The sequence below is a fragment of the Flagellimonas amoyensis genome (assembly GCF_003058265.1).
Taxonomy (GTDB): Bacteria; Bacteroidota; Bacteroidia; order Flavobacteriales; family Flavobacteriaceae; genus Flagellimonas; species Flagellimonas amoyensis.
Genome location: NZ_QBUK01000016.1, coordinates 11,710 through 26,361 on the forward strand (window position 1 = coordinate 11,710; position 14,652 = coordinate 26,361).

Annotated in this window: 11 protein-coding genes; 1 reads left to right on the plus strand and 10 read right to left on the minus strand. The window is 46.3% G+C overall.

What is annotated here, in order from left to right; genetic code table 11:
- Positions 1–6: 6 nt before the first annotated feature.
- The 9 genes from DB398_RS17815 to DB398_RS17855 all read right to left on the minus strand — a co-directional run bounded on the left by DB398_RS17815 (position 7) and on the right by DB398_RS17855 (position 11,843).
- Positions 7–1,761, minus strand: coding sequence for a hypothetical protein (locus DB398_RS17815; protein ID WP_108425817.1), 1,755 nt, complete (start codon positions 1,759–1,761; stop codon positions 7–9).
- Entirely contained in the window at positions 1,754–3,970 is a 2,217-nt protein-coding gene (locus tag DB398_RS17820) for a tryptophan-rich sensory protein (protein WP_108425818.1), read from the minus strand. Before DB398_RS17820 ends, DB398_RS17815 begins: the two co-directional genes overlap by 8 nt.
- Entirely contained in the window at positions 3,967–5,253 is a 1,287-nt protein-coding gene (locus DB398_RS17825; protein WP_108425819.1) for a BatA domain-containing protein, read from the minus strand. Before DB398_RS17825 ends, DB398_RS17820 begins: the two co-directional genes overlap by 4 nt.
- Before the next feature lies 1 nt (position 5,254).
- A complete protein-coding gene (locus DB398_RS17830; RefSeq protein WP_108425820.1) occupies positions 5,255–6,154 on the minus strand; it encodes a DUF58 domain-containing protein in 900 nt (299 codons plus the stop codon).
- A 43-nt stretch (positions 6,155–6,197) separates the two neighbouring features.
- On the minus strand, positions 6,198–6,749 hold the full coding sequence (locus DB398_RS17835; protein ID WP_108425821.1) for a hypothetical protein: 552 nt from the start codon (positions 6,747–6,749) through the stop codon (positions 6,198–6,200).
- A gap of 374 nt (positions 6,750–7,123) precedes the next feature.
- A complete protein-coding gene (locus DB398_RS17840) occupies positions 7,124–8,131 on the minus strand; it encodes an AAA family ATPase (RefSeq protein WP_108425822.1) in 1,008 nt (335 codons plus the stop codon).
- 10 nt (positions 8,132–8,141) lie between these two features.
- Positions 8,142–8,762, minus strand: coding sequence for a DUF4159 domain-containing protein (locus DB398_RS17845; RefSeq protein ID WP_108425866.1), 621 nt, complete (start codon positions 8,760–8,762; stop codon positions 8,142–8,144).
- 97 nt (positions 8,763–8,859) lie between these two features.
- Positions 8,860–10,176, minus strand: a complete 1,317-nt coding sequence (locus tag DB398_RS17850) for a TldD/PmbA family protein (protein ID WP_108425823.1) — start codon at positions 10,174–10,176, stop codon at positions 8,860–8,862.
- A gap of 26 nt (positions 10,177–10,202) precedes the next feature.
- Positions 10,203–11,843 (minus strand): TldD/PmbA family protein, encoded by a 1,641-nt coding sequence (locus DB398_RS17855; protein ID WP_108425824.1) that lies wholly within the window; start codon positions 11,841–11,843, stop codon positions 10,203–10,205.
- Between the two features lie 382 nt (positions 11,844–12,225).
- Here DB398_RS17855 and cls point away from each other — a divergent pair, with 382 nt between their 5' ends.
- Entirely contained in the window at positions 12,226–13,632 is a 1,407-nt protein-coding gene (gene cls / locus DB398_RS17860; RefSeq protein WP_108425825.1) for a cardiolipin synthase, read from the plus strand.
- Here cls and DB398_RS17865 read toward each other — a convergent pair.
- Entirely contained in the window at positions 13,627–14,634 is a 1,008-nt protein-coding gene (locus DB398_RS17865; protein ID WP_108425826.1) for a 2-hydroxyacid dehydrogenase, read from the minus strand. The two genes, cls and DB398_RS17865, sit on opposite strands and share 6 nt — an antisense overlap.
- Positions 14,635–14,652: the final 18 nt, after the last annotated feature.

The window sequence follows — 14,652 nt, forward strand, 5'->3', positions numbered from 1 at the left end:
CCTTTGTCATTGGGAAAGTTTGGGTTCCAACCACAGCCAACCCATGCAGAGGACAAACGGGACAAAAAACCATAAGGGTGACACGGGGACATGGTCCCTTACTGTTGCGGATTGTACTTTTCCAAAACCTTCATGCTGACCAAATTTCCTGATGTTGGCTTCCAATACCCTTTTTTGGGTCACGGCCTTTCGGTCATTGGCATCAAAGACATAATAGGAAAAACGGGAAAGGGAATCCCTTGAAAGTTCAAGATGGTTCCAGCCAACGTTCCGGGGGTATCTGGTGCCGTTCCACAATGTAGATACCGAATAATCCTGAAGCAGTGGAATACCCGCTCCTTGATCGGTCTCCACTTGAGGGCTTTCCAAATGGGTGCGCAGTTGGAATTCAAAAGGCTGGTCTTTTCTAGGAATATCCGTCAGGGCTTGCCATTCCGTCTCCACTTCTTGCTGACGGACAAGCTCGTTCAACAGTTGTGTCCAGAGTTTGGCATATAGGTCTTGGTTTCCATTCAATATCAAATGATACGTGTCCTGAAGGATCGAAGTCGCCATCTTCCCTTTTTCCATGGGGATATAGGCGGCCATTGCCACAGAATCCAAAATGATGGGTTGTAGGGGAAACCTATCTTGAAAGGCATAGGGATATTTTTCCACACGCTCCGAAACACCACCAAAGGTGGCATCATTTTTCCCATCCACCAGAAATCGAAATGGCGACTGCCGTTGGGAAAGTTTAAAAAATGGGGCGTTGGGCTGAATGAACAGCCCTGTCCCCCGTTCCCGTATCGTTTCTTCCAAGGCCGACTTGGATGATGGCCCTAAACCTAGATACGAATCCGTATCCATGATGATCAGGTCAAAATCTTCCAACGCCTTAGCTGTCATTTGATATATGGGCGAAGCTTCCCGGTTGAAATATTCAAACTTGAACCGATCCTTGGTCAATTGGGTACGTGCCAACACGCTATGCCCGTTTTCTGCAAGAAAGTTTTTGAGGTACTTGGTCTCGAATGTGGGAAAATTGGTGACCATCCATATGTTTAGGGGTTCACGAGGCTGGACCTTCACGGGTAGGGGCTCTGTACGCACCACCGACCCTTCCGCGTCTTTTTCCACCAACGAATAGACAAAATGACCACTGGCCTTGGGATTGGTTCCCAATTCAACATACTGCTGTTCCCCATCATCTAGCGGAATGGAGTCGAGTCCGTTTTCCCCAGGGTCGTTCAAAATGAGCCAATGCCCTGTTTTTGGATTGGTGTATTTCACTTTGATGGAAAGTTCCTCACCAAGCAAAAGTTCCTCTTTATGCGACACGTCAACCAACCCTTCAGGTTCCTTACCTCCCAGAAAGTTAACGGCCTTGCCTTTGAATTGCCACATATCAAATGGCTGTATCCCATGTCCCAACACAAAAAGGGAATCGGTGGTTTCCAAAAGGGGCGGAGTGTTTCCCGGGATATAGCTTTCTGTTCTTATGCGCCTAAAAAGAGACCGGATACTGTCCAATTGCTCTGGCCGATGCCCTTCCGTCAATAGGAGGCCCTTTCCCAAAAGTGCCTCTTTCCGGTGTGCGGGCCGCAAGGCCATTGCCAACAATGAAGCTATCCCGACACAGGAAACCATCAGTTTTACCCAGAACCTTTGCTCTTTTCGCTGTGTCCATTCCTTCCAGATAAATACGGCCCAAAGCAACAGACTGCCCACAAAAAATGGCCAGAAAAACTTCCAGTTCAAAAAGATTGTCCCATCAATCATATGTGCCCAATTCCTTTAAGTACAACCTATTGATTTCATCTTGCACATCTGCTTTTTTACTCGGATTGCCCTCCACCTCACCAATAACGGAAAGAAGGCTTTTCTGGACTTCCCCGAATTTTTCCGATGTTCTTGCATCTACTCTTTCAAGGTCTCGCAACCCTTGCAATACCTTTAGGTATTTCAGGGGTTCTTCCACTGCTTTTCTTGCCAGTTCATTGCCCGTTTCTTGAAAAAGCACCCTATCCGTTTCCTGAAAACCCGTTTTGCCCATGCGTAAAAGTTCCAAGCGGGATATGGCCTGTCGGGTTGACGCAAAGGACATGGTATGGTCAAACTGTTCTTTTTTATCATAATTGGTGATGGCCTTGATGTCACCCGTCAGCCGCTTTTCTTCCTTGATGGGAGGTGGGTCAAATCCTATCCGGTGCACATAGATCCGGGCGCTGTTCTTGATCTCCTGTATGAGTTCGAGTGCCTTGTATTGGTATGGCAAGGAATTTTCGGGCTCATAAAGCCTGAGGTAGAGCTCCGCATCCCACATAATGTTCAGGGCCTCCCTGAGCTTGTCCTTCAATGATTTTTCAAACAGGGTAGATTCTTCGGGGTCATCATGGTTGTGGAGGTATTCGTGCAACGGATCTTCTTCCCCTTCCTCCTCTTCCTCTGCATGTTCGGGCACCAAATTGTGCTCATTGTCACTGTCATGTTTGTGACTGTACCCTTCCAAAAGGTCTTCTTCGCCTTCTTCATGAGCGTCATCGGTCTCTAGATGGGAAACTGCACCTGGAGCAGCCTGCATTTCGGCTTCATCGCCCATGAACTGCCCATATTTCAATCGGAGGGATTTTTGGTCAAAGCCCAGTTCGTTGCTCTTGAATTTGAACTGGTATTCGGATAGATTGGGACGGTCCTTGATGAGTTTTTCGGTGTCGATGATCAATTGGCGCTGGCTCCTGAAATAATCGGGCATCAGGTCCACTCCCAGTGTACCTTCCACGGCAAATCCATCGGTAACCGTGTCCCTGATCACCGCAAAATAGGTCTCGCTTCGGGAAACATTGGCATTCGGAACTTTGTTGTCCAAGGCCTCTACATAGAAATAGAGCTCGTCGCCGGGGTCCATTCCCAATTGGTCCAAATCCAACTGTTTCCGTAATTCCAGTTGCTTGCTCCCTTTGGAAAAAGCGGCTTCAAAACGGATGGTTTCTTCCCTGAATTTTACCGATTCCCCAGACCCCTTGCTCACCGTGGCCACGATATAGACATCATCCACCCCAAAATCATCCATGGTCTTCGCTTTCAGCGGGATCTTTTTGGCTGAATCGTATTCAAAATAACTGTATTGGGGCAATTCCCCTACTTCGATGACGGGTGGCATATCCTTTACGGCCTCCAAGGAATATAGATCTGTGGTATAAGCATTGCCTTCCACATCCTTGAAATTGAAACTATAGAATCCGGATTCCTCCACTTTCTGGTTTAGGACATAGTGTCCGTTTGCCTTCGAAAGAGCAAAAACTTCTCCCATACGATCCATGTCGATGGAGGCCACTTCCCCATCGAATAGCAGCGTCCACGTTACCACAGAGCCCACCACGGCGCTGATGTTGGGGTTCGAGGTTTTCAACGTGGGCAATTTCGTATAATCTGGATAGTTGACCGTGATCAAGGTCTCCTTCAATTCAGGGGCTTGCACAGTGGGCGACAGCGTATCCAAAGGGGTGAATTGAATTTGGCTTTCGGTTTTAGGTTCCAGTAGAGGGTTTCCGTAGGTCTTGACCCCATAATGAACAACCAAACCGATCAGGGCAAGACCCAACATCACTGAAATGGAAATGATCAATTTGTGGGGCGGCCTCAATTTGGGCAAGATGGCTTGCAATTGCGAATACACCTTGTACTGTTGCAACTTGGATAAATCGGACAGCTCTTCCGTGGACATCGCCAAAAGCCCGCTGCTGTATGCCGCTTCCGGCACATGTGCATCGATATAGGCCACGGCACTTTCCATTTTCAGGTTCCAAGGGCGGTAAAAATAGAGTGCGACCAAGAAGGCAAGAAGAAAAACTGCAATAGCCACCAAAATGCTCCACGATATCAGATAGGTCAGCACACCACAGCCCAAGGCATAGCACAGACACTCCAAATATAGGGTTCGTTGCCATCTTTTCCTGAACTGTACCAATTGCCCCTCTCCCATCATCATTGCTTTTTGAGGTAAGAAACCAAACGTTCGACCATCATCACTACCAAAAGGCCCAAAAATGCCCAATGGGACATGTCCTTGAATGTGGCCCGCTCCCTTTTCGATTTGGGTTCCATATAATTGGGCTCCAGCTCAGATACATCCATCTGACGGGAATCCGCCTTCAAAATCACTTCTTCAATATCAGCATCCAAGTCCAACAGCGTTAGTAGTTGTTCTGCAAAATGTTCCTCGACCGTATTCTGGGCATTCAAGGTATGCGTCAAATGAAAAAGTCCTTCGTGGGTGCCGGGGACTATTAGCCGATTGGCCAATGGGTCATCATGAAAAATCAACCATTTCCCAGAAAAAGCATCCGAAGGGTCGTTCCGCAACCAAATGTTCAAATCTGTGGGTGAACCGTCGGGCTGTTCACCGTTATCATATGTTTGAACATTGATGTCCCGCTGAAGATAGTTGGACAATGCTACCAAGGAAGCTTCAATGTATCTTTTTTCGGTCTCAGTTTCCGTATGGGAATAAAGTGACACTTCGATGGGGTTTAAAACGATATGACCTATGGTCTTTGTTTCATTGTCCGTTTCTAAACTGAGGCTATCCTTGTTTTTTGTCAGGGAAAACCCGCTGCTCAGCTTTTGCTTTTTGAAGAGCTTGTTCTGTCCATCACCAATCATGGAGACCAGCTCTGTTTCTTCCCCATTCCCCAGAGCCACCAATGGGGTTTCCTCAAGGTTTTCAGGTTCCATGACTACCCAATTGATCTTTTTGTGCGTGGATGGCCTTGCGGACCTGAATCCTTGAAAACGGGCATGGGAAAAAACCACAATGCTATCGGAGGGGAGGGAATCCATTTTTTGGACCAACTGCCAATAATTGGGTGTTGCCGCTCCGGGGTTATCCATATCCATTTCCCATTCCGGAAATCCATTTTTCAACAGCAATACCTCCGAAGTTTCGTTCAAACTGTCCAAAACCCTGTCCAAGGTATGGTGACCCACAAGCGAGGGTTCCACCACATAAGTGACCAAATCCCTGTTTTTATGGGTTCGCCATTGGGGCCCGGCCATCAATATGACTGCAAGGGCGATGACCAACATCCGAAGTAAAAGCAGGAACCATTCGTTCAGTTGCAGGCTGCTCGATTGCCTTGAGTTGGATTCGTCCAACAACTGTATGCTCCCGATCTTGATGGTCTTTGCTTCCTTTTTGCTCCACAAATGGATGGCCAAGGGGACCAAAAGACCCCATAATGCCCATAAATATGAAGGATTTGCAAATACCATTCTAATTCAGTCTTGATCGTTCCTTTAAAAATAATTGCAGTGCATTGCCCAAATGTGCATCCATCCGAAAAAGATGAAAGTGCACTCCTTTGGAGAGCAATTGTTCCTTGGAACGTTCCATCTTGGTTTCCAAGGCCTTCAAATAACTTTCCCTGGCCTTGTCCACATCCACCTTTACCTTTGCCCCGGTCTCTAAATCCTCAAAGGTGACCGATTTCTTATACGCAAAATCCAGTTCGTTGCCCGCCATCAATTGGAGTACCACGACCTCGTTGTTGGACGTTTTGAGTTCTTTCGCAAAATCGGAGAGTTCCGAAATGTCCTCGTACATATCCGTCAGGAAAAACACCAATTCTCTATGGCTCCTCCCGTGGATCCTTTTGGTGACCTGGGAGCGTTGCGGCCATTTTCCCTTGGTGGATATATGGAGGAGTTCCAGAAGTAATCTGTTATAGTGTTTTTGGTCCGCCTTTGGATAGATCTCGACAAACTCTTCTTCGTTCAGGGCAAAAAGGCCGACCGAATCGCCCTGTTTTTGTGCCATTTGGGAGAGACAGGCCACAATGATACGGGCAAATTCCAATTTGGAGATACCATTTTCGGTATGCTCCATGGAGGCACTTGCATCCACGATGAACTTTACCACGACCTGGCTTTCCACTTCCGATTGTCGGATATAGTACCTTCCCGAACGGGCCAACATTTTCCAATCGAGCAAGCGGAGGTCGTCCCCCGGCTCGTAGGCGCGGTATTGGCTGAACTCCATGCCCGGACCCACGCTCCTGCTCCTGTGCAGACCCGACAGGTAGCCTTCCACCACGATACGCGATATCAGGGAAAGTCCCGATACGGTATTGATGACTTCCGGTTTTAACAGATCATGGTAGTCCCTAGTGGCCATTGATTTTTTTATTTGAACTTTTTCTAAAATTATTCGTGTTTAATTATTCTTCAAATTCATAATCAATCCTGAAAAGATCAGGTTGATTTTCCGAATATTTAATAGGCACATAATATCCAACTACATAACTTTCTTCATAATCATAAAGCCTTTGAATGATTTCCTTTCCCTTGTCAAAATATTGAATGGTGGCATAAATTCTAATTCGATTACGGCTTCTTCGATTAAATCCAAGTACACGTTCTTTTCCAATTACTTTGGCAAGTGTTGGAATTGTTGCCTCTTTCTCATAAAAGTTGTCCCTATTTGTTACCATTAGAAAAATTGAAGTAATTCCTAGTAGCACCGAGGATAGGTAAAACTTCAAGCTTTTTATTTCATACCATCTACTTTTATAAGGACTATCGACAAATGTCATAATTGTTGAAAAAATACCTAACATAACCATTGTCCCACCAATTAAGTCATTCCATGATTTGTATCCATAGGATCGGTACACAAACAGATAATATCCAATGCTGATTATAGCAAGTTGTATTAGAATCCAGACTATTTTCCAATTCTTTGAAAGATTATTTGGATAAAATGATTTCATAACTAGGCACAACGGTCTTAAATAACCTTCGGTTATCATTTATTTGAACTTTGACTACTTCTTAGAATTGAAGGTTTATTATTTCTACGAAAAGAAATCAGAAAGGTCATTTTTTCCTCTATTGCTCCAACATATATATAACAAAAAATATTAATAGTATAATTACAAACCCAACTGCACTGTACTTCACATTATGACCCTCCTCCAAGTCTTTATTTTCTCTATATGCAATATCTTGTTTTTCCAGTTACACTTATACTTAACAATGAACCTAATCCAATGTCCCAAAAATGGAAATAAAAACATACTACCTAATTGTGTTCGGTTCAAAAGCGTGTCCAATCGTTCACTAAAAATTTCAATTTAGAAAAGCTTTATTTCCCATCCTTTAGTTTGATGGCGCCCAAAATATGACGGGTCACCGCATCCGATGTTATCCCTTCGGCCTCTGCCCTAAAATTGACCAATACCCTATGGCGCAATACGGGAACGGCGACCGATTTTAAATCTTCAAGGGAAACAGCCAGACGTCCTTCCAAAAGTGCATGGGCCTTTGCGGTCAATATCATGGCCTGTCCGGCACGGGGACCCGCACCCCAATCCACCCACTCCTTGACATAGTCAATCGGTGTGGTGTCCGGTCGTGTAGCTCGAATGACATCGCTGACATACTTGATCAGTCCATCGCTAATGGATACATCCCTGACCAATTGTTGCAAACGGATGATATCTTCCCCTGAAATGACTTTGTTCAATTGAACCTTTGTCCTACCCGTGGTCGCTTTCAGGATCTCCGTTTCCTCCGTTTCGGTGGGATAGCCAATTTTAATGTACAGCAAAAACCTGTCCTGCTGCGCTTCGGGGAGGACAAAGGTCCCTGATTGCTCAATGGGGTTCTGGGTGGCCAAAATGAAGAAGGGCCTGTCCAATGGATAGGTCTTGTCCCCGTAGGTCACCTCAAATTCTTGCATGGCCTCCAAAAGGGCCGCCTGTGTTTTTGGCGGTGTCCTATTGATTTCATCCGCCAAAATGATATTGGAAAAAATAGGCCCTTTGTTGAACTTGAAGAATTTTTTGCCCGTGCCATGGTCCTCTTCCAAAATCTCTGTCCCGATGATGTCCGAGGGCATCAAATCTGGGGTAAACTGTATTCGTTTGAATTTTAGGTCGATGGCATTGGCCAAGGTACGGATCATCAAGGTCTTTGCCAGTCCCGGCACGCCTTCCAAAAGGGCATGTCCCCCGGCCAAAAAGGTGATGAGCAACTGTGAGACGGTCTCCTCTTGCCCAATGATGACTTTGCCTATCTCTTTTTTGAGTGCCTTTAGTTTTGCGGAAAGGTTCTCGACCTCAGTAGCTATCTGTTGTAGTTCTTTGTCCAAATTCGTAATGTTATGAAGTTAGGGCATAAAGCACAATGTTCACCGCAAAGCGGGTATTGTCCACTTTATACCATCGTTTGTTCCTAAAATCGTAATCCCATTCGCAACCATAATCCTTGTTGCTGTAGAGCACCCCTATCCTTCCATTGACCACGATCGCCTTCAAATAGTCGTGGACGAGGTCGTCACCCCACCCGTTCAGTTCCTGAGAGGTGGTCGGAGGGCCATTTTCAAACTCAAAAAAAATGGAATAGAGCTCGTGATCGTTCGGGATTTTCTGAAGTTCCCCCGGCCCGAATATTTCGTCCATTTGACGCTCAAAGGATTTGGCGAAAAGTCCATCAATATCATGGTTGCAATCATCGGCAAACACAAAGCCTCCGTTGCGTACATATTTTTCAAAATTATCCCTTTCCTTTTTGGTGAACTGTACGAGTTTGTGCCCAGAGATATAGCAGAAAGGGCTCTTGAAGATGTCGTCACTGGACAGGGTAATGATCTTTTCCTGGGTATCCACCTTCAAAGTGGTGTATTCTACCAAGGAATTCAGCAGATTGGAAGGCATTCGTTGGTCCACATCCCAATCACCGGACTCATATTGTAAACGGGTAAAAAAGAATTCATTTTGCAACGCCATAGGGTCTTGGGGGCTACATCATCACTTCCAAAATGAAAACTGGCGGCCATGGACGTGCCATTGACCACCAGTTTTATTCGTATCCTATTGTTTATACAGCATCGGAAAGACTGGTGAACGTAAAGTCACGGATCTTCATGTACGGAATGAGGTTTCCATCGACCCGTACCTGCTTCCCGAGGGATTCCAGATTGTTGAGCATGATGATGGGACTCTCATTGAACCTAAAATTCTTGACCGGGAACTTGATCTTACCGTTTTCGATATAGAACGTTCCGTCCCTGGTCAGCCCTGTATAGAGCAACGTTTGCGGATCTACACTCCGTATGTACCAGAAACGCGTCACGAGTATTCCTTTCTTGGTGCCTTTGATCATATCTTCCAAACTTTCATCGCCACCGGCCATGATCGCATTGGACGGGAATGGAACCGGTTCCACTCCTTTTTGCTCTGCCCAATAACGACTGTAGGCCAAGTTTTTGACCACTCCGTTCTCTACCCAAGATGTTTTTTTCAAAGGCATGCCCTCGCCGTTCCATGTGGATGTGGGCACGTCGGGGTGCAGGGGATCGGACCAGATGTTCACTCTCTCGTCCACAATTTTTTGGCCCAATTTGTTGGCACCGTCGGGAGCGGACATAAAGCTACGCCCCTCATCAGCTGAACGGGCATTGAACGAACGAAACATGTTTCCCAGCAAATCGGATGCAGCCGCAGGTTCCAAGATCACCGTATATTTTCCGGGTTCTATGGCCTGTGCTCCTTTGGACATCACCGCTTTGTCTATGGCGATGTTGGAGGCTTCGGACGCATCAAACTTGGAGATATCGTTGTAATCCCTGGTGACCCATCCCGATCCTGTTCCGTCGTTGGTACGCATGGTCACGGTGAAATCCACATTCGTGGATTGGTTATAGGCAAACAGTCCATTGGAATTGATCATCGCGGAAAAACGAGCAGAATCATTGAGAAACCCAGCAGCCGTTACATCCTTGGCCGCTGCGGGGACAATGCTTTTGCTGGCCACCTCAGCCCTGTATTCTGGGGTAATGTTGGCCGTTGCATCTTTATAGGTGATGGATTCCTCGTAGGTCTGTGGGCCCAACGGCTCCATGAATTCCGGGTTTTCGGGGGAAAGTTGTGCCAGTTCCTCTGCTCTTTTCACTACCTTTTCCAAGGAGGCGTCATCAAATTCATCAATGGTAGCAGTACCTACCTTTTTCCCAAAACTGGATTGTACCACCAAACTCTGGTTCGATCCATAGCCAGAGGTGGAAACCGTGTTCCTTGCATAGCGGATATTGCCACTGTTACTCCCGCTCAGATTGATTTCGCAGGAGTCGGCCTTGGAAAAGCTAAGGGCCTTTTCCAAAATCTTCTTTGCTTCTTCTTTAGTATATATAGCCATTGTATTGTTTTTTGAATAAATGAACCTTAGATGGTCCTTCCTGTATTGATCACATTGATACCATTGAACCTGGTAGTTGAGCTTCCGTGGGAAACCGCACTTACCTGTGATGGCTGTCCCTTTCCATCGAAAAAGGAGCCGAACAACCTGTAATCGTCCTTATCACAGATCTTGGCACAGGAGTTCCAGAACTCTTGGGTGTTGGACTGGTAGGCCACGTCTTCCAACATGCCCACGATCTCCCCGTTCTTGATCTCATAGAACAATGTACCGCCAAACTGGAAGTTATAGCGCTGTTGGTCAATGGAATATGAGCCACGACCCAAGATATAGATTCCTTTTTCCACATCTTTGATCATGTCCTGCAAGGAATACTTTTCTTTACCTGGCTCCAAGGATACATTGGGCATACGCTGGAACTGTACGTCTTCCCAACTTTGGGCGTAACAGCATCCGTGTGATTCGTTCTGGCCAATCATATGTACTTGGTCCCTAATGGCTTGGTAGTTGACCAAGGTTCCATTTCGGATCAGGTCCCATTTCTTGGTCTGCACTCCTTCGTCATCAAAGCCAACAGCTCCCAAAGACCCCACTTGTGTCTTATCCGCCACGATGTTCACCAAATCGCTTCCATAGTTGAAGTTTTTGCTCTCCCATTTGTCCAAAGTGGCAAAACTGGTCCCTGCATAGTTGGCCTCATATCCCAATACGCGGTCCAGTTCCAAGGGGTGCCCTACGGATTCGTGGATGGTGAGTCCCAAATGGTTGGGTTCCAATACGAGGTCATATTTACCGGCCTCAACGGATTTTGCGGTCAATTTCTCTTTGGCCTGCTTGGCAGCCAAGGTGGCATCTTCCACAATATCATAGCTGTTTCGGTATAGTTTGATGCCTTCAGGTCCTGAAAGCTTTTCGGACTCCAGACCGTCCATGTACTCGTAACCCATTCCCATTGGGGCACTCATGGCCTCTCTCGTCCTGAACTTGCCTGCCTTTCGATCTACAGCGGTCACGCTGAAAGTAGGCCAGATCCTATGCACATCCTGATCGATGTAAGAGCCATCAGTGGATGCAAAGTATTTCTGCTCGTTGACCATAAAAAGGGCCGAGTTCACAAAACTGGCACCATTTTCCATGGCGGCGGCATTGGCACTCAACAACAGATCTACTTTGTCCGAAATGGGGACTTCCTTAAAGTCCTTCTGGATAGGGGTTTTCCAAGAAACCTCTCCATGACCCTGTGTTGGGGCCAAAACCACGGGCTCTTTTTGGATCTTTGAGTTGGCCTTGGCTATGGCCACTGCTTGCTGCGTTGCTTTTTTGATACCGTCCTCGGTCACTTCGTTCGTGGAGGAAAAACCCCAAGTCCCGTTGGCAATGACCCGAATCCCGATTCCAAAAGATTCTGTGTTGACCACGTTCTGAACCTTTTCTTCCCTAGTGAAAACGTACTGGTTCAAGTACCTTCCAATTCTAGCATCGGCATACGTTGCCCCCAAAGACTTGGCCGTGTTCAGCGCAACGTCGGCCATCTTCTTTTTGAGCACTACGTCCATTCCCGGTTCCAGGAGCATCTCTACGGGAATGTTGTTCCCCAAGAGCAGGGAGGGCATCAAAATGGCCCCAGTTCCCAGACCGGCGTACTGTACAAAATTTCTTCTTTTCATATGTTTTGGTTATCTGATTTGTTGTCCCGATCAATGGATAGTTGTGAAAAACCTGTCCTTAATGCTGATCTTATTACATCGGTTTTTAAAAATAAGTAGTGTATGCGTAGTCTTATGTTAATTTTAACCTAAAATCCCTGATGGACTCTTCATTTTAAAAAATGGGCAACACCTCATCGAGTTCCTATGTTTCACACCCTTCACCACTTGGGGTTGACCCACTTGTTTGTAGCCATTTTTCCAAATCCGTTACATTATTGGACATACATTCCAGAAAAAATTCGTGCAAACTCTAATAATTACTTAAAAATGGTTTCCACAAAACAAGACCCAGCCAATGGCCAAGTAGACTATCTTTGTTGTTCAAACCCATTACCCTAAGATGCTCGTTCCTATTCTCATCGTGATTTATCTCGTCATCGCCCTTACGATGGTGGTGAGTCTGTTGCTGAACGGAATTAGGCCCAGTAAGACCTTGGCATGGCTCTTGGCCATTTTCACCATTCCGGTTGGCGGGGTACTTTTCTATCTATTGTTCGGAAGGAACAGGAGGAAGAACAAAATGTTTTCCCTGAAGGACAATTTTGCCGTCAGAAACGAAAGATTGCACGGAAGTTGCATCCCAAACATCTCCCAAGGCAAAAGAAAAACCACCGAGCTCATCCACAAGACTGCCAAATGTCCTGTTACCTGCGAGAATGGGCTTAATCTTTTGAAAGATGGGAAAAATACCTTTGAGAGCATATTCGAGGCCCTTGAAAGTGCTTCGGAACACATCCACCTGCAGTATTACATTTTTGAGGATGGCCTCTTGGCCGAAAAGCTATTGGGAATCTTTGAACGAAAAATCGCCAACAAGGTGACCATAAGGCTTTTGTATGATGGCATCGGCAGTTATTCCCTGAGCAAAAAATACCTCAAACGTCTGAAGGACATGGGGGTGGAAACCGCCCAGTTCCTTCCTTTTCGGTTTGGCCGCTTCCTGTCCTCCCTCAATTACAGGAACCACAGAAAGATCATTGTGGTCGACAACAAAATTGGATTTACCGGTGGGATCAACATTTCGGACAAGTACCTGAAGGGCGACCCTTCTTTGGGCAAGTGGCACGATACGCATCTAAAGATCGAAGGGGAAGCGGTCGATTTTTTGAACGAGATCTTTGTGACCGATTGGTTTTTGGCCAGTGGCAAAAAGGTGGATATGTCCAGCTTCAGGGTCCAGAAGAATACGGGCAAGGACTTTCCTTTGCAAATTGTGCCCAGTGGCCCGGACGATGACTTTGATGTGATGGAGCAGGCTTATTTTTCACTCATCAACAGTGCAGAGGATTACCTGTATATCATCAATCCCTACATCATTCCCAACCACGCCATCCTACAAGGGCTGGAAACCGCTGCACTGAGCGGTGTGGACGTTCGCCTGCTGATGTCATCCAGTACCGACATCAAGTTGGTGGACTGGTGTGTTAGGGCCTATTTTGAATCCTACCTCAAGGCCGGTATCAAGATCTACCTTTATCCGGATGGTTTTTTGCACAGTAAAGTGATGCTCTGCGACGACGAAGTGGTAAGTATCGGCACTGCCAACTTGGACAATAGGAGCCTTCAACAGAACTATGAGGCCCAAGTCTTTGTCTACGATGGTGACCTATGCCAACACATGAAAGTGGATTTCCTGAAGGATTGTTCCAAATCCGAAGTACTGGAAGATCATGAGGCCTACAGTAAACGCCCCTGGGTCCACAAACTCATTGAAGGAATGGCAAAACTGATGAGTCCTTTATTATGACACAAAGGTTTCATACCCCAATTCATTTTTACAGCCCCTACCCTCTTCCCAACAATCAAGGTTGTATATGGTGGTCTCGGCAATCCTGACCAGGGCCTCTTTGGTCGCAAAAGCGTGGTGTGGGGTCAAAAGCACATGGGGCAGGGAAATCAATTCCTTGAGTTGCTCATCTTCAATACCTTTTTTGCTATGATCTTGGAAGAAAATACCCCTCTCGCTTTCATAGACATCCGTCGCATATCCTCCTAGGTGGCCCTTTTTGATATTTCCGATAAGATCTTCTGTCTTGACAATGCCCCCTCTTGCGGTATTGACCAAGATGGTTCCCTTTTTCATGAGCTTGAACAGCGAATTCCTGAACAGGTGATGGGTCTCATAGGTAAGTGGCACATTGATGCTGATAATGTCCGCCTTTTTGCACATGTCTTCCAAAGGAAGGTATTTCAGGTCATAATGGCTTTCCAGATATTGGTTCCTTGTTAGGTCCGTGGCCAGTAACTTACAGCCAAATGCATGGAATATCCTCACCAAAATGGAGCCTATCTTCCCTGTTCCCAAAATGCCCACTGTCTTTCCGTTCAGGTCAAAACCCACCAAATCGTCCATGGAGAAGTTGTATTGCTTTACTTGCGCATCTGCTTGCACCAATTTTCGGTTGAGCGCCAACACCAGCGCCACGGTATGTTCGGCTATGGCGTTGGGTGAGTATTCAGGGGCATAGGCCACCTTGAGTCCTATCCGATTGGCGGACTTGATGCTCACATTGTTGTATCCTGTGGACCTCAATGTAATGTATTTGACCCCCAAATCCTTCAAAGTCTCAAGGACAACCAAGGAGGCATCGTCATTGGAAAAAATGGAAATGGCGTCATACCCGGCGGCCAACACGGCCGTATCGGCATCAAGGGTGTCCGGCACAAACGTCAGTTTATGTTTGCCCTTATTGGCCTTCTTAAGGTTGCCGACCTCAAAATCCTTGGTACTGTAAACCAATACTTTCATGGTTTCTTATTTTATATT

Bases quoted from the DNA above. Each gene is read 5' to 3' on its own strand.
- DB398_RS17815 (WP_108425817.1), bottom strand. From the start codon at position 1,761: ATGATTGATGGGACAATCTTTTTGAACTGGAAGTTTTTCTGGCCATTT.
- DB398_RS17820 (WP_108425818.1), bottom strand. From the start codon at position 3,970: ATGATGATGGGAGAGGGGCAATTGGTACAGTTCAGGAAAAGATGGCAA.
- DB398_RS17825 (WP_108425819.1), bottom strand. From the start codon at position 5,253: ATGGTATTTGCAAATCCTTCATATTTATGGGCATTATGGGGTCTTTTG.
- DB398_RS17830 (WP_108425820.1), bottom strand. From the start codon at position 6,154: ATGGCCACTAGGGACTACCATGATCTGTTAAAACCGGAAGTCATCAAT.
- DB398_RS17835 (WP_108425821.1), bottom strand. From the start codon at position 6,749: ATGAAATCATTTTATCCAAATAATCTTTCAAAGAATTGGAAAATAGTC.
- DB398_RS17850 (WP_108425823.1), bottom strand. From the start codon at position 10,176: ATGGCTATATATACTAAAGAAGAAGCAAAGAAGATTTTGGAAAAGGCC.
- DB398_RS17855 (WP_108425824.1), bottom strand. From the start codon at position 11,843: ATGAAAAGAAGAAATTTTGTACAGTACGCCGGTCTGGGAACTGGGGCC.
- cls (WP_108425825.1), top strand. From the start codon at position 12,226: ATGCTCGTTCCTATTCTCATCGTGATTTATCTCGTCATCGCCCTTACG.
- DB398_RS17865 (WP_108425826.1), bottom strand. From the start codon at position 14,634: ATGAAAGTATTGGTTTACAGTACCAAGGATTTTGAGGTCGGCAACCTT.